The organism is Streptomyces sp. NBC_01549 (assembly GCF_026339955.1).
Taxonomy (GTDB): domain Bacteria; phylum Actinomycetota; class Actinomycetes; order Streptomycetales; family Streptomycetaceae; genus Streptomyces.
Map to the genome: position 1 here is coordinate 186,134 of NZ_JAPEPW010000006.1, position 20,037 is coordinate 206,170.

Here is a 20,037-nt window from a genome sequence, read left to right on the forward strand (position 1 = left end):
TCGCCTCGGGGTAAAGGGAGCACCCACCCCGGTCGTATCTCATTCGTGTGGAACGTGGAAACCCCGTTGGGGTCCGGGCCTTTTTTTGGCTTGGTCAGCCGACCGTAAGGAAGGCTCAACTCCCCAGCGGGAACAGGACGGCCCAAGAAGCCAATGCCGGAAGCCGAAAGGAATCGGGAACCCGGGGCGGACGATCGGACTCTCCGCCGGTCGCCCCGCACAACCGTCCGGATACGGGTGAACTGCCCGGACCCGAAAGGGTGCTGACGTGGGCCGGGTGAGCCTGTGGAGAATCACTGAACGACGACGACGGAACCGAGGGGCAAGTTGGACACAATGCAGATAGCGGACGAACCGGCCTCGGCCCTTCCGACTGCTTCTGTGCCGGTGAACGGACCCGAGGGCGAAGACTTGGACTGGGCGTCGATTGACTGGCGGCGGGTCGAGGAGGACGTACGGCGTCTGCGGCAGAGAATCTTCACGGCATCGCAGGCAGGGGACCTGAAGAAGGTCCGCAATTTGCAGAAGCTGATGCTCCGGTCCCGCTCGAACACGCTCCTGAGCGTGCGACGGGTCACGGAGATCAATGCTGGACGCGCGACGGCGGGAGTCGACGGAAAAGTCGTGTTGCTTTCCCAGTCCAAGGCCGCATTGGTCAAATGGGTCCAGCATCGCGCCCGACCGTGGATTCCCAAGCCCGTCAAGCGGGTGTTTATCCCCAAACCGGGGACCATGAAGAAGCGCGGACTCGGAATTCCCGTGATTGTTGACCGGTGTCTGCAAACTGTGGCATTGGGAGCATTGGAGCCCGAGTGGGAAGCGCGGTTCGAGCCGAAGTCGTACGGCTTTCGGCCCGGCCGCGGCTGTCACGACGCGATCGGGGCCATCTACTCCACGCTCAACGGGAAGAACCCGCAGCGTGCGTGGGTACTCGACGCAGACCTGACGGCGGCGTTCGACCGCATCGACCATGATCGGCTCATGGCCGCTCTCGGCACCTTCCCCGCCCGGGGACTGGTCCGTCAGTGGCTGAAGGCCGGGGTTGTGAATCGCGGTCGGTTCGCCCCGACCGAGGAGGGAACTCCGCAGGGTGGGGTGATCAGCCCGTTGCTCTTCAACGTGGCCCTGCACGGGATGGAGGAAGCCGCAGGGGTCCGCTATTACACCACCGGCAGAGATGTCGGGAGTGCACAGAGCGGCAGCCCCGTGCTGGTGCGGTACGCAGATGATTTTGTCGCGATGTGCACCAGTCGTGAACAGGCCGAACAGGTCAAGGAACGGCTGGCTGCATGGCTGACGCCCAGGGGACTCGCCTTCCACGAGGACAAGACACGAATCGTCCACGCGGAGAGCGGGTTCGACTTCCTGGGGTTCAACGTCCGCCGCTATCACGGCAAACTGCTGATCAAGCCGAGCAGAGCGGCTCAGAGACGGATCCGGGAACGGCTCAGCACCGAAATGGTGGCCCTGCGAGGGGCCAACGCCGGTGCGGTACTCAAGAAGATCAACCCGATCGTGCGGGGTTGGTCAGCCTATTACCGGACGGTGGTGTCCAGCGAGATCTTCACGGCGCTGGACAATCACATGTGGAAGCTCGCCTACAAGTGGGCCAAACACAGCCATCCGAACAAGCCGAAGCACTGGATATCCGACAAGTACTTCGGCCGGTTCAACAAGTCCAGGAACGACCGGTGGGTGTTCGGTGACCGCGACAGCGGCGCCTACCTGCTCAAGTTCTCCTGGACGAAGATAGTCCGGCACCAGTTAGTCAAGGGGAAGGCGTCCCCGGACGACCCTGCTCTGGAATCCTATTGGGCTCAGCGTCGCCGCAAAGGAACCCCTTTACCAGTCGATGCTATGACCGTGCGTCTACTACAGGCACAGCACGGCCGTTGCTCGATCTGCGGAGGGCTCCTGCTGCACGCCGACCACCCGCCGCAAAGCCCAGGAGAATGGGAAGCGTGGCGGGTTGTCATCCGGAAGGCGATCTCCAAGCAATACATCGCCTTCCGGAACTGGAGCACGCCGGACGGTCAACGACTCCGTCTCCTCCACACCCATTGTCAACGGCGGAATGGAGCCGCTGCGATGACGAGACCAGCACTTTTGCCTGCCAGCGAGCCTCCGGGACTTGCTTGAGCCGTGTGCGGTGAATAGCTGCTTGCACGGTTCTGAGGGGGCGGGGACGCAGTAATGCGTCCCCGCTACCCGACTGATCACCGGTGCGAAGAACAGTCATATCGCGACACTGGTCGAACGGCACTCCCGCTACGTCATGCTCGTCCGGGTCGCAGGCAAGGACACCACCAGTGTGATCTCCGCACTGAGTCATCAAGTCCGTTATCTGCCCGATGGGTTGATGACTTCACTGACCTGGCACCGGGGTACTGAGCTGGCCGACCACAAGCGGTTCACGATGGCCACCGACGTCAAGGTCTACTGCGCCGATCCGAAAAGCCCCTGGCAGCGGGGATCGAATGAGAACACCAATAGACTCCTCCGCCAGTACTTTCCCAAGGGAACCGACCTGTCCGGATACTCCCAGGCCGAGTTGGATGCCGTCGCCCTCAAGCTGAACACCCGCCCCCGGCAGACCCTCGGGTTCGAAACTCCCGCTGATAGGCTCGCGGCAGCTGTTGCATCAACCGGTTGACTCCGCCTGTCCTTCTTGTGTGAACTCCGCGGTGGCAACTGGGCGATCAGGCGGTGATCGCCCTCAACGACGTACGGCTCGCTCTGCTGACCGGAGGACGTCTCGAAGTACTCGGCGTTGATGGTTGTGTACTGCGCCCAGTGCTGTGGGACGTCCTCTTCGTAGAAGATGGCCTCGACCGGGCAGACCGGCTCGCAAGCATGGCAGTCCACGCACTCCGCGGGGTTGATGTAGAACGTCCGACCGCCCTCATAGATGCAGTCCACAGGGCACTCGGCGAGGCACGCTCTGTCCTTGACGTCGACGCAAGGCTCCGCAATCACGTACGTCATCTTCTCCCCCTCCGTCCGACGGAGATCATCAGCGGTCGGCCGGCTCACGACGGGCAGTCATCCGGCTGAAAGTATGACCATGACGCTCAAGATGTTGTGACAGTCGGCGTGTATCCCGCCCGGGCGGTGGCGGAGTTGTCACAGTACGAAGGACTTCACGGTCCGATGGATGACCATTCCAACATGACTCGCAGCATGCGACATCTGAGATGAGGAACCCTATGAACACTTTCGTGATTGTCGGTGGCGGTCTGGCTGCGGCCAAGGCGGCCGAGGCGCTGCGCGAGCACGGCCACAACGGCCCGCTCGTCATCATCGGCGACGAGAGTGAGAAGCCCTACATCCGGCCGCCCCTCTCCAAGGGCTACCTGCTGGGCAAAGAGGAGCGCGACTCGATCTTCGTGCACCCTGATGACTGGTACAGGGAGCACAACGTCGAACTCATGCTGGACACCCCTGCGCGCACGGTCGACATTCGGGCACGGCAGGTGCACCTGGACGACGGACGTCAGGTCTCCTACACCAAGCTGCTCCTGGCCACTGGCTCGTCCCCACGTCGTCTGACCGTCCCCGGAGCGGACCTCGACAACGTTCTGTATCTGCGCCGTGTGGGAGACAGCGAACGGCTCAAGTCCGCCTTCACCGCAGGGGCGAAGATCGTCGTGATCGGTGCAGGATGGATCGGTCTCGAGACCGCCGCGGCCGCCCGGATGGCCGGCGCCGAGGTAACTGTGCTCGAGCACTCGGAGCTTCCCCTGCTGAAGGTACTCGGGCGCGAAGCGGCCGAAGTGTTCGCCGCTCTCCATACCGATCACGGAGTCCATCTGCTGCCCAACGTGCAGGTGGAGTCCCTCACCGGAACGCACGGCCAGGTGGACGGGGTGCGGCTCGCCGACGGCAGACACCTCGCCGCGGATGCCGTGGTCGTGGGCGTCGGCATCACCCCCAACGTCCAACTGGCCCAGGAGGCGGGCCTGGACGTGCAGAACGGCATCGTCACCGACGAGCATCTGCGGACTTCAGCAGCCGACATCTACGCCGCCGGCGATGTCGCCAACGCGTACCACCCGCGGCTCGGCCGCCACCTCCGGGTCGAGCACTGGGCCAACGCATTGCATCAGCCGGAGGTGGCCGCGCTCAGCATGCTCGGCAAGGACGCTGTCTACGACAGGCTGCCGTACTTCTACACCGATCAGTACGACCTCGGAATGGAGTACACGGGTTACACGAAACCAGGGGGCTACGACCGCGTGGTGTTCCGCGGTGAGCCGTCCGAACGGCGGTTCATCGCGTTCTGGATGGCGGGGAACCGCGTGCTGGCAGGCATGAACGTCAACGTGTGGGATGTCATTGACCCGATCCGGTCCCTCATCACATCGGGCTCGGACATCGACGACGCGCTTCTCGCCGACCCGGACGTACCCCTGGACCACATCCTGCCGTGACGCCGCGGCCCGAGCGAGAGCGGGCCGGACGCAGGTCGGCTCTCGCTCTCGTCGGCGTCGGTGGGCACTGCCCGCCACGGATTCACCGGCGCACCGACAGCGGAGGGCTGTCACAAACCCGGGGACGATCCGGTCGTAGTGGGTGACAACCCAGACGATCGGAGTGGACCGTGGCTATCGCCGAACAACATCTTTCCACCATGGTGCTGGTGATCGGCACCGGAGGCGCTGGGCTGCGAGCGGCAATCGAACTGGCTGAGTCCGGCATCGACGTCCTCGCGGTCGGCAAGCGCCCCAAGGAGGACGCCCATACGGCACTCGCTGCCGGGGGAATCAACGCTGCCCTGGCCACCATGGATCCCGAGGACAGCTGGCAGCAGCACGCAGCGGACACTCTCAAGGAGAGTTATCTCCTCGCCGACCCTCGCACCACCGAGATCGTCACTCAGGGTGCCGCCCGGGGCATCGGCGACCTGGAGCGCTACGGCATGGCCTTCGCCAGGGAAGAGGACGGCCGTATCTCCCAGCGCTTCTTCGGCGCCCACAAGTTCCGGCGGACCGCCTTCGCCGGCGACTACACCGGTCTGGAGATCCAGCGCACGCTCATCAGGCGCGCGGACCAGCTCAAGATCCCCGTGCTCGACGGCGTCTACATCACCCGGCTCCTGGTGCATGACGGCGCTGTCTTCGGTGCCTATGGCTTCGACCTCACGAATGGAAAGCGTTACCTGATCCACGCCGACGCCGTGATTCTTGCGGCGGGTGGCCATACCCGTATCTGGCGGCGTACGTCCTCACGCCGCGACGAGAACACGGGTGACTCCTTCCGCCTGGCCGTGGAGGCCGGAGCCCGCCTGCGCGACCCTGAACTGGTCCAGTTCCACCCGTCCGGGATCATCGAGCCGGAGAACGCGGCCGGCACCCTGGTCAGCGAGGCCGCCCGGGGTGAAGGCGGGATTCTGCGCAACGCGCTCGGGGAACGGTTCATGAACCGCTACGACCCCGTCCGGATGGAACTGTCCACCCGCGACCGCGTGGCGCTGGCCGCCTACACGGAGATCAAGGAGGGGCGGGGGACCCCCAAGGGAGGTGTGTGGCTCGACGTCTCGCACCTGCCACGGCAGACGATCATGACACGGCTCCCCCGCGTCTACCAGACTCTTCTGGACCTGCAGATGCTGGACATCACCCGCGAACCGATCGAGATCGCACCCACCGCGCACTACTCGATGGGCGGGGTGTGGGTGCGTCCCGAGGACCACAGCACCGACGTCCGTGGCCTGTACGCCATCGGTGAGGCATCGAGCGGGCTGCACGGCGCCAACCGCCTCGGTGGGAACAGCCTCATAGAGCTGCTGGTCTTTGGCCGCATCACGGGCCAGGCGGCCGCCGCCTACTCGCAGTCACTGACGGCACAGCCGCGGTCGGCATCGGCGATAGCGCAGGCTCGCGCGGAAATCGACGATCTTCTCGCAGCCGACGGGCCGGAGAACGTGCGCGCCTTGCAGCGTGCCATCCGCAACACCATGACCGAGCATGCGGGAGTCGTACGCGACGAAGAGGGCCTGGGCGCCGGACTGGCAGAGCTCGGTGCGATCGAGAAGAGGATGGAGAACGTCGGCATCCATCCCGACATCGCCGGCTACCAGGATCTCGCGCACGCCTTCGACCTCAAGTCCTCCGCTCTGGCAGCCCGGGCCACGCTCGAAGCAGCGCTTGAGCGTCGTGAGACCCGGGGCTGCCACAACCGCAGCGACTATCCGGACATGGATCCCGCTCTGCAGGTCAATCTCGTGTGGTCTCCGACGACTGGGATCACCCGCGAGAGCATTCCGGCCATCCCGGACGAGGTTGCCTCTCTGATGCAGGAGGTCTCGACCCATGGAAAGCTCGTCGAATAACCCTTGTACAACCCTACGAGGCACGCAAGGGCGGCATGACCGTGTGCCCTGGCTCGAGCACGCCAAGTGACCTCCGACGGAGTCGTGAGGCGAGCGAATGAACAGCAGCGCTGCCTCGTACAGCCGGGCCTCTGAGGGCCGCGTCAAGAAATTTTCTCGATGCCGGCGAACCCGCGTCACAAGTAGATCCGCTGTCCTGTCACTTCTAGTGCAGACAGAATTTTTTCAGTCACGGCGAGCAACTCATCCCAGGATGCGCGCCGCACCATGAAAACCTCCGAGAGGAATCCATTATGAAGGTCGTAGTGATCGGTGGAACCGGGCTCATCGGTTCGAAGCTGGTCGGCAAGCTCAACGAGCACGGTCACGAGGCGGTCGCGGCTTCGCCCAACACCGGCGTCAACACTCTGACGGGCGAGGGTCTGGCCGAGGTTCTGCAGGGTGCGTCGGTCGTGGTCGACGTGTCGAACTCCCCCTCGTGGTCGGACGAAGACGTCATGAACTTCTTCCGCACCTCCACGGCCAACCTCCTGAAGGCGGAGGCCGAGGCCGGCGTGACACACCACGTGGCGCTGTCCGTGGTCGGCACCGACCGCCTGCAGGAGAGCGGGTACTTCCGTGCCAAGCAGGCCCAGGAAGAGCTGATCAAGGCGTCGGGCGTCCCGTACTCCATCGTCCACGCCACGCAGTTCTTCGAGTTCATGAAGGGGCTCGCGGACATCTCGACCGAGGGCGACACCGTGCTTCTGGCCCCCGTCAAGATCCAGCCCATCCACTCCGACGACGTGGCCGCCGCTGTCGGCCGCGCTGCGGTCGGCGCCCCGGCCAACGGCGTGGTGGAGGTCGCCGGCCCCGACGTGTTCCAGCTCGACGAGCTCCTCCGCAAGGCACTCGCCAGCAAGAACGACCCCCGCACGGTCGTTACGGACCCGAAGGCCCCGTACTCCGGTGCCCAGCTGCAGGAGACCACGCTCCTGCCCGGTCCGGACGCGCACATCGCCGAGACCCGGTTCGCCGACTGGGTCGCGCAGCAGCCGTAAGTCCTGCGGGTGGCCCCTGCTGGAGCGCAGGGGCCACCCCTGCGCTCCGGCCGCAGGTTCACTCCACCGCATACACGGCCACTGCCTTGGCCTTCCTTGCCAGGACGATCCGTTTCTTCATCTCTCGTGGGTCCAGGCTTCGACGTTCATGACCGGCAGCACTTCGCTCGAAAAGCAGCCCTGAATTCGACTGTACGGCCGCAGTGCACCGAAATTCGCCCCTATCTGAACTCCCCGCACGAAGGAACCGGCTCCCCATGTTCAACCGCAAGGAAACCACTATTTCTCGTACAGCTCCCTTTGAAGGGCTGACCGGCGTCTACGCCATTGACCCGGTCCACAGCACGATCGGATTTTCCATCCGGCACGCCATGATCACCGACGTGCGTGGAAGATTCACCGCCTTCGAAGGGCTCCTCAAGCTCGATGGGCTCCATCCCGCCCGCTCCGAGGCCTATCTCAGTGTCCAGACCGGCAGTGTGGACACGGGGTTTCAGGAACGGGACGCGCACATCACCGGCCCGGACTTCCTCGACTCAGCGTCGTTCCCTCTCATGAGCTTCCGTTCCGCCGGAATCGTCGATGCCGGAGACGACCGATTCCGCCTGTTGGGTTACCTCCGGATCAAGGACATCGAACTGCCCCTTCACATCGACCTCGAGTGCGGTGGAGCGAGCCGGGACGTCCATGGACAGAACCGTGTCGGCTTCGAGGGTACGGCCACCCTGAACCGCTCCGACTGGGGGCTTGGCTGGAACACGGCACTGGCGACAGGTGGGGTCCTGGTCAGCGACAAGGTGCAGTTGGTTCTCGGCGTCTCCGCTGTACAACTGGTCCAGACAGAAGCCGCCTAGACCGGGAAGCGCCTGTCAGAGCATCAGCTGCCCGGCTCAGCAAGCGTGACATGCGCCGGCAGCACTTCTCACCGGGCACCCCTATGGGATGCCGCGCCATACCGTCTCCGCCCGGTCCCCGGCCGGGACAGGCCTTCCCACGCGTCACACGATTCCGTGGGGGCGTGATACCCACATTCATCCGGTCCCTGCCGCAGAAGGACATACGATGAGCCGAGCCACTGAGATCCGAAGCGACATCGCAGCCACAGTCGTGTCGCTAGCCGCTGAAGCGACCGAGTTGGAGGCCCGTGTCAACGAGCTTCGTCGGCAACTCGTACACCTCACCGAGCGGATGAGAACCGTCTCCGACGCTCTGCAGCAGCTTCCCCCCGTTCAGCGGCCGTGAGCCAGGAGACGCACTGACCAGGGCCCGGTAGGTGCGGGTGTGGGCCAGGTGCAGGTCGACCAGGTCCGGGTATGGCACTCCCTCCCAGACGGACAGGGCGTCGCTGTTCGATCACCCTGGCCTGGGATTGCGTTTCAGCCGTTCACCAGCAGGATTTTGCCGACGTGCCGGCCTGTCTCCATGAGACGGTGCGCTTCGGCGGCTTCTGCCATGGGCAGGGTCCGGTCGGCAACCAGCTGCACCGATCCGTTCTCGATCATCGGCCAGACTTCCTTCTGGACTTCGGCAATGATTGCGGCCTTCTGCGCCGCAGACCGGGTGCGCAGGGTGGTGCCATGCACCGAAATGCGTTTGAACACCAGCTCGGCAAGGTTGAGTTGGCCTTCCAGACCGTTCTGCAGGCCAATGATGACCAGCCGTCCGTCGGCGGCCAGGGTCCGGACGTTCCGTTCGAGGTACTGGCCGCCGATGACATCCAGGATCACGTCGTAGGGGCCGTACTCGGCGAAGTCCTGCCGACGGTGGTCGATCGTCACATCAGCGCCCAACTCCCGCGCCCGGGCGGCCTTCTCAGAGCTGCCGACGGTGGTGACGACGTGGGCGCCCAGCGCCTTGGCGATCTGATCGCCAAGGTGCCGACCCCTCCGGCGCCGCCGTGCATGAGGAAGGTCTCACCCTCCTTCAGTACTGCGGTCATGACGATGTTTGACCACCCCGTGGCGGCCGCCTCCGGCAGGCCCGCAGCCTCGACCAGTCCGATTGACTTGGGCACCGTCAGCAGTTGCCCTGCCGGGACGGAGACCTTCTGCGCGTAGCCGCCGCCTGTCAGCAATGCGCAGACCTCATCGCCCACCTGCCAGCCGGATACGTTCTCGCTCAGGGCGCCGATGCGGCCGGAGACCTCCAGTCCCGGATACGGCGACGTTCCCGGCGGCACGGGGTACGCAACCCCGCTGCGCAGCGCGGCGGCGACAGCCTGAACCCCACGAATGTCGCCGTTCGCGGATCTGGCGCGGCATCCCGTCGCTGCCATCGGTGCGCGAGGTCGGTCGCCGACACGGAGATGAGCGGCGGCACGAGACGCCCGATAACGTCCGGCGGGTGCCGTGGTTCACCGGGGAACACGATGTGTACACTGCGCACATCAGCAGGCCGACGCGGGAGTATCTCTGTGCCGCTCATCCGTCTCGTCCGTCATGGTCAGGCGTCCTTCGGTGCGGAGGACTACGACGCCCTGTCCGACCTCGGCCGCGCCCAAGCCGTCGCGGTCGGACGGGAGTTGGCCCGCCGCGACCTGCGCGACCCGCACCTCGTATCGGGAACTCTCACCCGCCAACGCGATACGGCGCGCCTCATCGCGGAGACTGCCCGCTTCAGGCAGCCTCTCCGCCAGGATCCGCGCTGGAACGAGTACGACCACGTCGCCCTGCTTGCCCGTTACGCACCATCGGCGAGCCACACCCATTCCGTTCAGGATGTGCTCGATCGCGCGTTGCTGGCATGGATGGCGGAGCCCGGCGCGGTCGACGGCACGACCTGGGACTCCTTCGCCGAGGGGGCGGCGGCCGCCCAAGCCGAGTTGTCCGCCACGCTCGGGCGGGGCCGTGACGCGGTCGTCGTCACCTCTGGCGGCCTTCTCGCCGCGCTGTGCGGGACCTTGCTGCCACTGGCACCCGAGGGGGTCGTCGCGCTCAACCGTGTCACCGTCAACGCCTCCATCACGACGCTTGCGGTGGGCAGATCCGGGACCAGCCTGTTGACCTTCAACGATCACGCCCACTTCGCCGGTCACCAGCGTCGGCTGCTCACCTACCGCTGAGACCGCCTCTCCTGCCCGCCTGGGCGGCCCCGCGGTCATGCGCCGACTACGCCGTTGCCTGCTCCGGCGCCGCGGCCACCGCTTTTGACGTCACCTGGGAGATGGCGATCAGCGCAGAAACGGCTGTACGGACCTGGTGGGCGACCACTTCGGGGGTGGAGGTGTCGAGCTTGCCGTCGAGGTGCAGGAAGGCCAGGCCGTGGACCAGGGCCCACACCGGGGTCGCCAGCGCCTCCGGGTCGGCGCCGGGGAAGACGCTGCGGACGAGGGCGCGGACGTACTCGGAGAGGGCGGCGGTCGCGGCGGCGCGTTCCTCGTTGCCGGGATCGCAGGGTTCGGCGAACATCACCCGGAACATCGCCGGATGGTCGAGTGCGAAGCGGACGTAGGCGACGGCGACCGCGGCGAGGTCGTCAGGTGTCGCCGGCGAGGGATGGGCCACGGACAGATATCCGGCGAGTTCCCGGTATCCCTCGGCGGCGACCGAGGAGACAAGTGCGTCGCGGTCCGCGTAGTGACGGTACGGGGCCGTCGCCGACACACCGGCCCGCCGCGCGACCGCGCGCAGGGACAGTCCGGCGCTGCCGTCCTCCTCCAGTAGTTCCCGTGCAGCGCGCAGGCAGGCGGCGCGCAGATCGCCGTGGTGGTACGAGTCGCTCGCTTGTGGCATGGGACACTCTCTCTCATGTTTACACCGTGAACATTGGGCGCCAAATGTGAACGGTGCAAACATTGTAGTCGATGAAGAGGAGAATCCGGATGGCCAGCGAGCTGTTCTCACCGCTGCCCCTGCGCTCCGGGCAGGTATTGGGCAACCGGATCGCGAAGGCGGCCATGGAGGAGAACATGGCCGGCGACGGCCAGCTGCCCGACGGGCAGCTGTTGTCGCTGTACCGGCACTGGGCCACCGGCGGCGCCGGACTGCTGATCACCGGGAACGTCATGGTGCACGCCGAGGCGCTGACCGGTCCCGCCGGCGTCGTGCTCGACGACGCCGTCCCGCTGGAGCCGTTCACCGAATGGGCCAGGGCCGGCAAGTCCGGCGGCGGAGCGATATGGATGCAGATCAATCACCCGGGCCGCCAGATCCAGGCGGACATGCCCTGAGTCGTATGGGGCCCGTCCGCGGTGGGAGTCGACCTGGGAAAACACAGCAGCCGTTTCGGCCGCCCTGTCGCCATGACCCCCGAGCAGATCGAGGCCACCGTGACGCGGTACGCGGTCACGGCCCACCGTGCCGATAAGGCGGGGTTCGACGGTGTGGAGATCCACGCCGCGCACGGCTACCTGCTCTCGCAGTTCCTGTCCCCCCTGGTCAACCAGCGCACCGACCAGTGGGGCGGGTCCCTGGAGAACCGGGCCCGGATGCTGCTGGACGTCGTCCGCGCCGTGCGCGCCGCAGTCTCGCCGTCCATCGCGGTCGCGGTGAAGCTCAACTCCGCCGACTTCCAGCGCGGCGGATTCGACGCCGACGACGCGCGACAGGTGATCGCGATGCTCGAACGGCTCGGCGTCGACCTGGTCGAACTTTCTGGCGGCAGTTACGAGAGTCCCGCGATGTCCGGCCGCCCCGCCGACGCGCGCGCCCAGGCCCGTGAGGCGTACTTCCTGGACCTGGCCAGGGACCTGGTCACGACCAGTCCACTCCCGCTGATGCTCACCGGCGGCATCAGCCGGCGCGACACCGCCGAGAAGGTCCTCGGCAGTGGCGTGGCGCTCGTCGGGATGGGCACCGCTCTCGCCCTCACCCCGAACCTGCCGGACCGCTGGAGCCACGACCGTGAGGCCGACCGGCAGCTGCGGCCGGTGACCTGGTCCGACAAGGCGCTGGCTTCCGCCGCGAGCATCGCGCAGGTCCGTCACCAGCTGCGCCGCATCGCGCGCGGAAGCCGCCCCAGGCCCAACACCCACCCCGCGTACGCCCTGCTCACCGAATGGTGCCGGCAGCGAAAGGCGCTGCGCCACTACCGCGCGTGGCTCACCTCGCGGGAAACCACCACCGCGAGCCGCGCATAGCCGATCCAGCGGGCGAACCCGTACCCACCCCCGGCCGCATCTGCCGCGCTCATCGCGAGCGGGACCAGCGGCTCGGGACTTTTGAACCGGTTCACGGCCCACCCGACGGTGCGGCGGCGGGCGAACTCCTCCCCCGTGAAACCCCGGTGGCCATCCGCCGCGTGAAATCAAGCGCAGGCGGGTGGCCACTCTCGCTGTCCAAGTCCTCGGGGTCGTGGAGTTCCAGCGGCATCGGCCGAAAGCCCGCGCGCCGGAGCTTGCCGCGCCCCGCCCCCGTGCATCTACACCTTCAACAAGGCGGCCGCATGCGCGCCCCGAGGTTCCGGCCGGTCTCCTCCTGCGGCGGGCGTCAGAGGCCGACCGGCCTGGGCCGGTAGGGCGCGGATCGTCGATCAGCACAGGGAAGCGCCGAGGCCGCGAAGGCCTCGGGGCGCGCGTCGCGGGACCAACGCTGCGGGAAGATGCTCCCCCACGTGGCGGCGAAAGCCGCATTGACGTTGACGGTGCCCGCGTGCACGCGGGCGGCTACGGCCCGGCCCCGGGCTCCGTCGCGGGTCCAGACGCTGACGTTGACCCCGTACGGCGTGGCGTTGGCCCGCGCGACCGCTTCATCCACGGTGCGGAAGGGGTGGACCGAGACGACGGACCCGAAGTGAGGATGGTCGGTTCGTAGAACAGCGGCCCCAGGTCCGGCCGCGCCCTACCGCCGGCAAGGACGGTGGCGCCGATCCCGACGGCGGCCTCGGTAACCGCCGGAAGAAGTCCACTCCGCTGACGCATGGATCACGCGCGACCGCGTCGAGTTCCGTGTTCATCCGATAGCGGTCGTACAGACCCCCCCTGGGGACCCTGACCGTACGGCCACCCAGGTCGACCTTGATTGTTTCCTGCTGAGGCGATGGCAGCCGTGCAGCTCCCTCACTCACATGTTAGCAGTGCCCACATGAGGCTAACCCGCGATGTAAGCACCGTCAACACCCACTCGCCGAGAACCGCGACAGCGGCAGCGGCGGCGGCAGAGGTTCCGTCACGGTCGGCCGCGGAGCGACGGCCCAAAGACGGCTACCCGTACAGCCGACGGACGCCGCGAACGGGAAGGCGGCCGCACATCGGGACGTTCACTGGTCAGTCTCGCGGCCACGACTCGTTCCCGCTGGTTCAGTCTGGACGGAGGCGGCCAGATGCCGATGGCTGCGTTCTGGGCATTACCGCCTTCGATGAGGGCCAACCGGTGCGCCGGTGCCGCCGGGTTGGAGGGGCATGGCCCTGTCCAGGAGCCCGAGTCCGGCCTAGCCCACCACCGACGGCCCAGGGCAGGGGCGGAGGCCATGCCCAGGGTGATGCGGCCATCCTCCTCGACAGCGATCAGTGTGCTCCACTCCGGTTCACCGGCGAGGAAGCTCGCGGTGCCGTCGATGGCGTCGATGATCCAACGCCGTCTGCCGTGCCCATGGGCGCCGAACTCCTCACCGATGAACGCGTCGTCGGGATGCTCCTGGCGGATCAAGGAGCGAAGGACGATTTCGATCTCCCGGTCGGCGTCGGTGACGGGGCTCCCGTCGCTCTTGGTCCGGGATTCGATGGTGGCGGTCGAGAAGTAGCGTCGGGCGATGGCATTCGCCTGGTCGGCGAGGCGGTGCGCCAGTTCCAGGTCTGCAGGGTCCGTCACGAGGCCGCCCTTCCCACCGTGGTCCGCCGTTGAGGCTCCGAAGGGAGCGTGCAGGCGCGGTGAGACTATCAAGGCGTGGCTGCTGTGATCACGGCGTCGGAGCCGTCCTGGATTTCCCCGTTCACCGGACTGAACCCACGCTGCTTTGTCACTGACATTGCGCCAGTTCGCCCCAGCGTTCGGTATCTCAAAGTCCGCGGCTGACCGAATAGTCGACCACCTCGGTCCGCTACTGGCGCTTCAGCCCCGCAAGCGGTTCCACACGGACACCGTGCTCATCGTGGACGGAACTCTGGTGCCCACCCACGACCACACGGTGGCCGAGCGGTCCAAGAACTATCGGTACTCCACCAACCATCAGGTCGTCGCCGACGCCGACACCGTCGCCTGGTCGTGGTGGTCGGCGGGCCACTGCCGGGCAACCGCAACGACTGCAAGGCATGCGCGGAATCCGGCGCGGAGGCCGCCGTCGGCCGGGCGACCACAATCGCCGACGGCGGCTGTCCCGGCACCGGCTGGTGATGCCGCACCGCCGACGCAAAAGCGAGGAACTCCCAGAGGAGCAGCAGGCGGGCAGATGTATGGCCCCCACGAGGGCGGCTCTGCTGTGACCGTCCAGACCTGCTGCTGGGTGCGACGGCCCTCGACGGCGCTGTGCGGACAGCGCAGAGACACCGCCCCGAGCAACACGGGCCCCGGAGCGAGCAACGGTCCGTACCCCGGCGAGGTAGGACCGGCACCCGCGATGTGATCAGTGTCGGTGCCCGCTGGTGATCTCCTCGTACTCCTGCGCCGTCGGCTTGGTGATCTGCGTGCCTTCACCGTAGAGCCTCTGGCTGAGGCGGGCACGCAGACGCCGGGTAAGGCTGGAGTTGGTATCCGGTCCTCCCTCGTTTCCCGTGGAGTCGGGACCGATCGGCTTGTATTGCTCATGCTGTGTGAGAACGTGCAGTTGTTCCTGCCCGAGTGGCTCGTGCACTTCGATGAACTCGCCGTTCGGCAAACGCTTGATCATGCCGGTCTCGCGACCGTGCAGCACTTTCTCGCGGTCTTGACGCTGGAGCCCGAGTGCGCACCGTTTCGCCACGACGTAGGCCAGGAGGGGCACGATGAAGAGACCGATCCGAACTGCCCACGTCACCGACTCAACCGCGACGTGAAGACGAATGGCAATGATGTCGTTCGCGGCACCGATCAGGGCTACCAGATAGAAACTGATCCACGCGACGCCAAGTCCCGTTCGTACCGGGCGGTTGCGTGGTCTGTCGAGGAGATGCTGGTCACGATCGTCACCGGTCACCCAGGACTCGATGAACGGGTACGCACCCATGGCAAGGAAGAGACCAACGCCCGCCAACAGCGGGATCAGGTTGTCCAGAGCCAGGGTGTGGCCCCAGAAGGCGATTTCCCAGCCAGGCATGACGCGCAGAAGTCCATCTGCCACGCCCATGTACCAGTCGGGCTGCGAGCCTGCCGAAACCTGGTCGGCACGGTGGGGGCCATACTGCCAGATGGGGTTGATCTGCACGGCGGAAGCGATGATGAAGATGCCGCCGGCAACCAGGAAGAAGAATCCTGCGGACTTCACGGCGCGCACCTGAAGCGGCAGGCCCACAACATTCTTGTTGCTGCGTCCCGGACCCGGATACTGTGTGTGCTTGTGGTAGAGGACCAACACCAGATGGGCCGCAAGCAGTCCCACCATGAGGGCGGGGATGAGCAGAACGTGGATTGCATTGAAGCGCGCCACTAGATCGTTTCCCGGAAACTCGCCTCCGAAAAGGAACATCGAGAGGTAGGTTCCGACGATCGGGATGGAAAGGATTGTTCCGTTCACGACCGCGAGTCCGGTCCCGGACAGGAGGTCATCCGGAAGGTCATATCCCGTCAGCCCTCCGAACATTCCCAACACCAGCAGCAGGAATCCGAAAATCCAGTTGAGCTCACGAGGCTTACGGAACGCGCCCGTAAAGAATACGCGCATCATGTGGACGAGTATGGCGGCGACAAAGACCAGGGCTGCCCAGTGGTGGATCTGTCGGATCAGCAGGCCACCACGCACATCAAAAGATATGTGCATAGTTGAGGCGAACGCCTCTGACACCATCTGGCCCTTCAGTGGCGCATAGCTGCCTTGATATGTCACTTCCTTCATCGACGGATGGAAGTACAGCGTCAGATACACACCTGTGACCACGATGATAATGAAGCTGTAGAGGCATATCTCGCCCAGCATGAACGACCAGTGGTCAGGGAACGCTCTTCGCGCATTTGCCCTGACTCGGCTGTATACACCCAGGCGCCCATCGGCCCATTCTGCAACCTTTTCACCCTTGCGTTCTTGCCGCACTTCTTTTTCCTGACTCCCGTCACCCATGCCTCTACCACCATTCGTAAATCGCCAAAAAGGAAATGCGTCAGATTTCGCAGATTTCACGTCTCCTGCGGCAGCGCCGGTTCCTACTGGTCGCGAATTTGAGACGGGCTGGGCATCGCGTTTGTTTCCGTCCGTTTTCACGCGGCCCGTCACGGTCGATATGCGTGACATCCGCTTACGAAATGCCCGTCATCCAGCACCCGCCGGGCATCTCCTGGACCGGGCACATGGGGGAACGACGGGCCGCCCGTCACCGCCATAAGCTCCTGAGCCGCGGGCTCAAGAACGGCCATGCTCATCACTGCACTCCTAGCGTCGGCAGGCTCCTGGACTGCTTCCACCCATATGACCGGGCATGAGGCGTGAATGTGACACGCCCGTCGTGGCACTGCCAGGCCGTTCCCCGGCAGGCTTCCTCCCGGAGTCTGTGGTCGCAGGCCCGTTGAAGCTGTCTCGTTTCGAGGCCGGCACGGTACGGGTGCTGGGAACATCACGCAGCCGTTGCGACCGTGCCCTTGGCCCGGTAGGCCTGACGCCGCCTCATCGCGCGGCGTTCGCTCCCCGTCGTACCGCCCCAGATACCTTCCATCTCCCCCACCTGCACGGCCCAGTTGAGGCACTGCTCCACGACCGGGCAACGGCCACACACGGCCTTCGCTCCGTCGATCTGCTCAAGTGTCGGACCACTGTTTCCTATGGGGAAGAACAGATCAGGGTCTTCATGGAGGCAAGCTGCCCGTTCGCGCCAGTACACGGTGTAATCCGCTCGTTCGACAGTCATGGGACAGGAAACCTCCACAGTTCCGGGTGATCGCGAAATTCGGCAGGAAGCCCCCGAGTTCGATCATGGTCTTTCGCGTCCGTAGAAGGAGTTGCCGGGAGCTGTCACGTGAGACCGGGTGACCGACGCATCTGTGACATACAGCCGCGTGGCGCTGAAGGCGATGATCTGCACTGGGCCGACTGGCCGGGACGCAGCCGCGGGGACAGCCACGCTGGTGAGCCCCGCCTATGCCGCCCCCTGCCGGGATGCCGGAGAAATCGTGCGGGATCAGCGTCTCAGCGCACGCGGCGTAAGCGGGTGGTGCCGGAGTCCACATGATCGTGCGTGGAAGCCCATGTCACACGATCCATACATGCTCGGTCTAACGGGTTGAGCAGAGAAATGAAAGAGATGCGTCGTACGCAAGGACTCAGCCATTGGCTACTGCAACCCCGTTCCCGGGGTGCCGGAGCACGCATGGTGGCATCCTGCCGTCGCTACGCCGTTGTCGATCAAGCCCGCCTGAACTACGACGCGGTCGATATGTGCGGCCGTGTTGGTGCCGTGCGAGAGTGAGGATGCCGTATGGACCATGGTGACGCGGTGCCGATCGCGGAGTTGCTTGAGGAGCGTCGGTATCTGCTGGACGTCGCCCGTTGGATGCTGGGCAGCGGCAGTGAGGCGGAGAGCGCTGTCGATGAGACCTATCGGCGGTGGTACGAGCTGGCCGAGGCGGCCCGTGAGCAGATCACGACGCCCCGGTCCTGGCTCGCGAAGGTGGCGGGTGGCATCTGTCTGAGCCGGCTCGCCCTGCCCGGCCGGGCTGATGACGCCGGCCGGACGGCGGGGGCCGCTGTAGGGTCCCGGGCGGCTGGACATCCTGTTTCCACACCGGAGGAAGAGGCCAGCCGGGTTCTGCTGGATGCTCTGGACTCTCTGTCCCCGGCCGAGCGGGCGGCGTTCGTGCTCAACGATCTCTTCGGGATGGCACCCGATACGGTCGCCGACATCGTGGGACGCACCGAGCCGGAGGTCGCCGAACTCGCCGACCGGGCACGCCACTGCCTTCGGGCACAGCGTTCACGTCCCACCACGCCGCAGGAGCACGACGCCCTCGCCCGTACCGTCCGTCAGGCCTGCCTGACCGAGGACGCCGACCTGCTGGCCTCACTGCTCTGCCCGGACGCCACGGCGTTCTTCGACGGCGGCGGCAAGGTCCGCGCGCTGGTACGACCCGTACACGGCGGTGAACAGGTCGCACACAGCCTGCTCACACTCCTCGCCCGCCGCCCCCACACCACACTGACCACCCACTCCGTCAACGGCCGCACCGGCCTCGTCGCCCGCTACGGCCACCAGGTCGCCGCCGTCATCAGCCTCGACATCGCCGACCACCACATCACCCAGATCTGGGTCGTCCTCAACCCCGACAAACTCCGCTCCTGGAACCAACCCCCACCCCCAAACCCGGCATGGCCCGATCACACCAACGCCGACCGAAACAGGGTGACGGCCAGTGCAGAAGGTTGTGACTTCCCGGCAGCTGTTCCGCAATGACCGCCTCATCACACCATCGCAGTCACAGAGCATCTGCCGGGGACTGAGCTACTGCGAAGCGGGAGCGCGAATCAAAGAACGCGGCGATCTTGCTCGGGTTGAACACCCACATCAGCTTGTAGATGCCTTCCTTCGAAGCGGCTATCGTCACGAACGTGGCAGGATCGCCGTCTCGGTAGATCATCATGCCTGTACGGCCGTTGGCGTCGACCAACCTGGGGTCCGCTTCCCGCCAGAACCTCGGAGTGGCGGTCGCCAGGTTGGCCACGCGTGCACGGCCCTGGACGGGTATACGAGCGGCACCACGGATACCGTTGCCATCGGACAGACTGACGGCATCCGGGGCGAGGAGGGCCTCCAGTGAGGCCACATCCCCCGTTCGGGCCGCTGAGACGAAGGCGTGCAGAAGACGTCGGTGCTCTGCCGTGTCCACGCTCTCCCGCTGCTCGGCCGACAGGTGCTTGCGAGCACGGCTTACGATCTTCCGCACGTTGACGAGGCTGAGTTGAAGGATTTCAGCGATCTCGGGATAGCCGTAGTCGAACGCTTCGCGCAGTACGTATGCGGCACGCTCAGTGGGACTCAACTTCTCCAAGACCAGCAGCAGAGCCAGCTCCAGAGCCTCCGCACGTTGCGCGCCCACCTCCGGGTCCGAGCTCGTGTCGATGGGCTCAGGCAGCCACGGTCCGACGTAGGTTTCCCGACGCACCCGCGCGGACTGCGCGACGTTGATGGCCAAGCGGGTCGTCGTACTCGAGAGGAAGGCCACCGGGCTGATCACCACGGAGCGGTCGGTCTTCTGCCAGCGCAACCACACTTCCTGGACCACGTCTTCAGCCTCGACCACACTGCCCAGCACGCGGTAGGCGATTCCGAAAAGACGTGTCCGGTGCTGCACAAATACAGCGACCGCCTCTTCAAGAGTGCTTGTCGTGGGGCACAGCTCGGAATGCATACTCCTGTGGTCTCCGTTCCTCCGGTTGCGGCTGCCTCATGACGTGCCCACGCGGCGACCTAGGTCCTGTCGTCGAATTCCCGTCGTCCGCCCCGAGGGCGGGCCCGGCGGCGTCAGGTGCGTGCTCTCGGCGTGCCGGGCGCAGACCCTCGTACTGGATGTACTCGGGTCTGTGCCCGGTGCGGCGAGTGAGGGCACCTCCCACGCCCTTCAGGCAGTGGGGGAGCGTGCATGGCGTCGCAGGGCAGACGGGAATTTGACGACAGGG

The 20,037-nt window shown here is 65.8% G+C and carries 13 protein-coding genes and 7 pseudogenes; 10 read left to right on the plus strand and 10 right to left on the minus strand.

Translation table 11 applies throughout. The annotated features are described in order from the left end of the window. Positions 1-336 precede the first annotated feature (336 nt). Positions 337-2,139 carry a group II intron reverse transcriptase/maturase gene (ltrA, locus tag OG819_RS57040; protein WP_266647716.1) on the plus strand — a complete coding sequence of 601 codons (1,803 nt, stop codon included), beginning with the start codon at positions 337-339 and terminating at the stop codon, positions 2,137-2,139. Between the two features lie 73 nt (positions 2,140-2,212). Beyond that, positions 2,213-2,653: pseudogene (locus tag OG819_RS57045) on the plus strand (IS30 family transposase); the annotation flags it as partial. A gap of 23 nt (positions 2,654-2,676) precedes the next feature. Here the strand turns inward: OG819_RS57045 and fdxA are convergent. After that, positions 2,677-2,985, minus strand: a pseudogene (gene fdxA / locus OG819_RS57050) (ferredoxin); the annotation flags it as partial. A gap of 221 nt (positions 2,986-3,206) precedes the next feature. On the opposite strand from fdxA, the gene OG819_RS57055 reads away from it, so the two are divergent. The 4 genes from OG819_RS57055 to OG819_RS57070 all read left to right on the plus strand — a co-directional run bounded on the left by OG819_RS57055 (position 3,207) and on the right by OG819_RS57070 (position 8,225). Further along, a complete protein-coding gene (locus tag OG819_RS57055; protein ID WP_266658120.1) occupies positions 3,207-4,430 on the plus strand; it encodes an FAD-dependent oxidoreductase in 1,224 nt (407 codons plus the stop codon). Positions 4,431-4,630: 200 nt separating this feature from the next. Beyond that, positions 4,631-6,331 (plus strand): L-aspartate oxidase, encoded by a 1,701-nt coding sequence (locus tag OG819_RS57060; RefSeq protein WP_266638763.1) that lies wholly within the window; start codon positions 4,631-4,633, stop codon positions 6,329-6,331. A 293-nt stretch (positions 6,332-6,624) separates the two neighbouring features. Beyond that, a complete protein-coding gene (locus tag OG819_RS57065) occupies positions 6,625-7,371 on the plus strand; it encodes an SDR family oxidoreductase (protein ID WP_266658122.1) in 747 nt (248 codons plus the stop codon). A 257-nt stretch (positions 7,372-7,628) separates the two neighbouring features. After that, on the plus strand, positions 7,629-8,225 hold the full coding sequence (locus OG819_RS57070) for a YceI family protein (RefSeq protein ID WP_266638441.1): 597 nt from the start codon (positions 7,629-7,631) through the stop codon (positions 8,223-8,225). A 259-nt stretch (positions 8,226-8,484) separates the two neighbouring features. Here OG819_RS57070 and OG819_RS57075 read toward each other — a convergent pair whose 3' ends face one another. Together OG819_RS57075 and OG819_RS57080 are read right to left on the minus strand one after the other, a co-directional pair. Beyond that, a complete protein-coding gene (locus tag OG819_RS57075) occupies positions 8,485-8,691 on the minus strand; it encodes a hypothetical protein (protein WP_266638442.1) in 207 nt (68 codons plus the stop codon). 56 nt (positions 8,692-8,747) lie between these two features. Beyond that, positions 8,748-9,556 (minus strand): annotated as a pseudogene (locus tag OG819_RS57080) (NAD(P)H-quinone oxidoreductase); the annotation flags it as partial. A gap of 228 nt (positions 9,557-9,784) precedes the next feature. Here OG819_RS57080 and OG819_RS57085 point away from each other — a divergent pair. After that, the gene (locus tag OG819_RS57085) at positions 9,785-10,432 is read left to right on the plus strand and encodes a histidine phosphatase family protein (protein ID WP_266652498.1); all 648 of its coding nucleotides are present in this window, start codon (positions 9,785-9,787) and stop codon (positions 10,430-10,432) included. Positions 10,433-10,478: 46 nt separating this feature from the next. Here the strand turns inward: OG819_RS57085 and OG819_RS57090 are convergent, their stop codons facing one another. Further along, positions 10,479-11,102 (minus strand): TetR/AcrR family transcriptional regulator, encoded by a 624-nt coding sequence (locus OG819_RS57090; RefSeq protein WP_266638444.1) that lies wholly within the window; start codon positions 11,100-11,102, stop codon positions 10,479-10,481. Between the two features lie 89 nt (positions 11,103-11,191). Between OG819_RS57090 and OG819_RS57095 the strand changes: the two are divergent. Then, positions 11,192-12,448, plus strand: a pseudogene (locus OG819_RS57095) (NADH:flavin oxidoreductase/NADH oxidase family protein). A 460-nt stretch (positions 12,449-12,908) separates the two neighbouring features. On the opposite strand, the pseudogene OG819_RS57100 reads toward OG819_RS57095, so the two are convergent. The 3 genes and pseudogenes from OG819_RS57100 to OG819_RS57110 form a co-directional block, all read right to left on the minus strand. Beyond that, positions 12,909-13,186, minus strand: a pseudogene (locus OG819_RS57100) (aldehyde dehydrogenase family protein); the annotation flags it as partial. Positions 13,187-13,188: 2 nt separating this feature from the next. Then, positions 13,189-13,353: pseudogene (locus tag OG819_RS57105) on the minus strand (acetoacetate decarboxylase); the annotation flags it as partial. A 122-nt stretch (positions 13,354-13,475) separates the two neighbouring features. Then, positions 13,476-14,117, minus strand: a complete 642-nt coding sequence (locus tag OG819_RS57110) for an inositol monophosphatase family protein (RefSeq protein WP_266638446.1) — start codon at positions 14,115-14,117, stop codon at positions 13,476-13,478. 75 nt (positions 14,118-14,192) lie between these two features. Between OG819_RS57110 and OG819_RS57115 the strand changes: the two are divergent. Continuing rightward, positions 14,193-14,677, plus strand: a pseudogene (locus OG819_RS57115) (transposase); the annotation flags it as partial. A 191-nt stretch (positions 14,678-14,868) separates the two neighbouring features. On the opposite strand, the gene OG819_RS57120 reads toward OG819_RS57115, so the two are convergent. Together OG819_RS57120 and OG819_RS57125 are read right to left on the minus strand one after the other, a co-directional pair. Beyond that, entirely contained in the window at positions 14,869-16,494 is a 1,626-nt protein-coding gene (locus tag OG819_RS57120) for a cytochrome bc complex cytochrome b subunit (protein WP_266638447.1), read from the minus strand. A 490-nt stretch (positions 16,495-16,984) separates the two neighbouring features. Then, entirely contained in the window at positions 16,985-17,275 is a 291-nt protein-coding gene (locus OG819_RS57125) for a WhiB family transcriptional regulator (protein WP_323138076.1), read from the minus strand. A 567-nt stretch (positions 17,276-17,842) separates the two neighbouring features. On the opposite strand from OG819_RS57125, the gene OG819_RS57130 reads away from it, so the two are divergent. Beyond that, positions 17,843-18,814: a sigma factor-like helix-turn-helix DNA-binding protein gene (locus OG819_RS57130; RefSeq protein WP_266652496.1), complete on the plus strand. Its 972-nt coding sequence runs from the start codon at positions 17,843-17,845 to the stop codon at positions 18,812-18,814. 22 nt (positions 18,815-18,836) lie between these two features. On the opposite strand, the gene OG819_RS57135 is transcribed toward OG819_RS57130, so the two are convergent. Beyond that, positions 18,837-19,769: an RNA polymerase sigma-70 factor gene (locus OG819_RS57135; RefSeq protein ID WP_266638449.1), complete on the minus strand. Its 933-nt coding sequence runs from the start codon at positions 19,767-19,769 to the stop codon at positions 18,837-18,839. Positions 19,770-20,037: the final 268 nt, after the last annotated feature.

Excerpts from the sequence above, each read along its gene's own strand:
- ltrA (WP_266647716.1), top strand. The coding sequence starts at position 337 with ATGCAGATAGCGGACGAACCGGCCTCGGCCCTTCCGACTGCTTCTGTG.
- OG819_RS57055 (WP_266658120.1), top strand. The coding sequence starts at position 3,207 with ATGAACACTTTCGTGATTGTCGGTGGCGGTCTGGCTGCGGCCAAGGCG.
- OG819_RS57060 (WP_266638763.1), top strand. The coding sequence starts at position 4,631 with ATGGTGCTGGTGATCGGCACCGGAGGCGCTGGGCTGCGAGCGGCAATC.
- OG819_RS57065 (WP_266658122.1), top strand. The coding sequence starts at position 6,625 with ATGAAGGTCGTAGTGATCGGTGGAACCGGGCTCATCGGTTCGAAGCTG.
- OG819_RS57070 (WP_266638441.1), top strand. The coding sequence starts at position 7,629 with ATGTTCAACCGCAAGGAAACCACTATTTCTCGTACAGCTCCCTTTGAA.
- OG819_RS57090 (WP_266638444.1), bottom strand. The coding sequence starts at position 11,102 with ATGCCACAAGCGAGCGACTCGTACCACCACGGCGATCTGCGCGCCGCC.
- OG819_RS57120 (WP_266638447.1), bottom strand. The coding sequence starts at position 16,494 with ATGGGTGACGGGAGTCAGGAAAAAGAAGTGCGGCAAGAACGCAAGGGT.
- OG819_RS57125 (WP_323138076.1), bottom strand. The coding sequence starts at position 17,275 with ATGACTGTCGAACGAGCGGATTACACCGTGTACTGGCGCGAACGGGCA.
- OG819_RS57130 (WP_266652496.1), top strand. The coding sequence starts at position 17,843 with ATGGACCATGGTGACGCGGTGCCGATCGCGGAGTTGCTTGAGGAGCGT.
- OG819_RS57135 (WP_266638449.1), bottom strand. The coding sequence starts at position 19,769 with ATGCATTCCGAGCTGTGCCCCACGACAAGCACTCTTGAAGAGGCGGTC.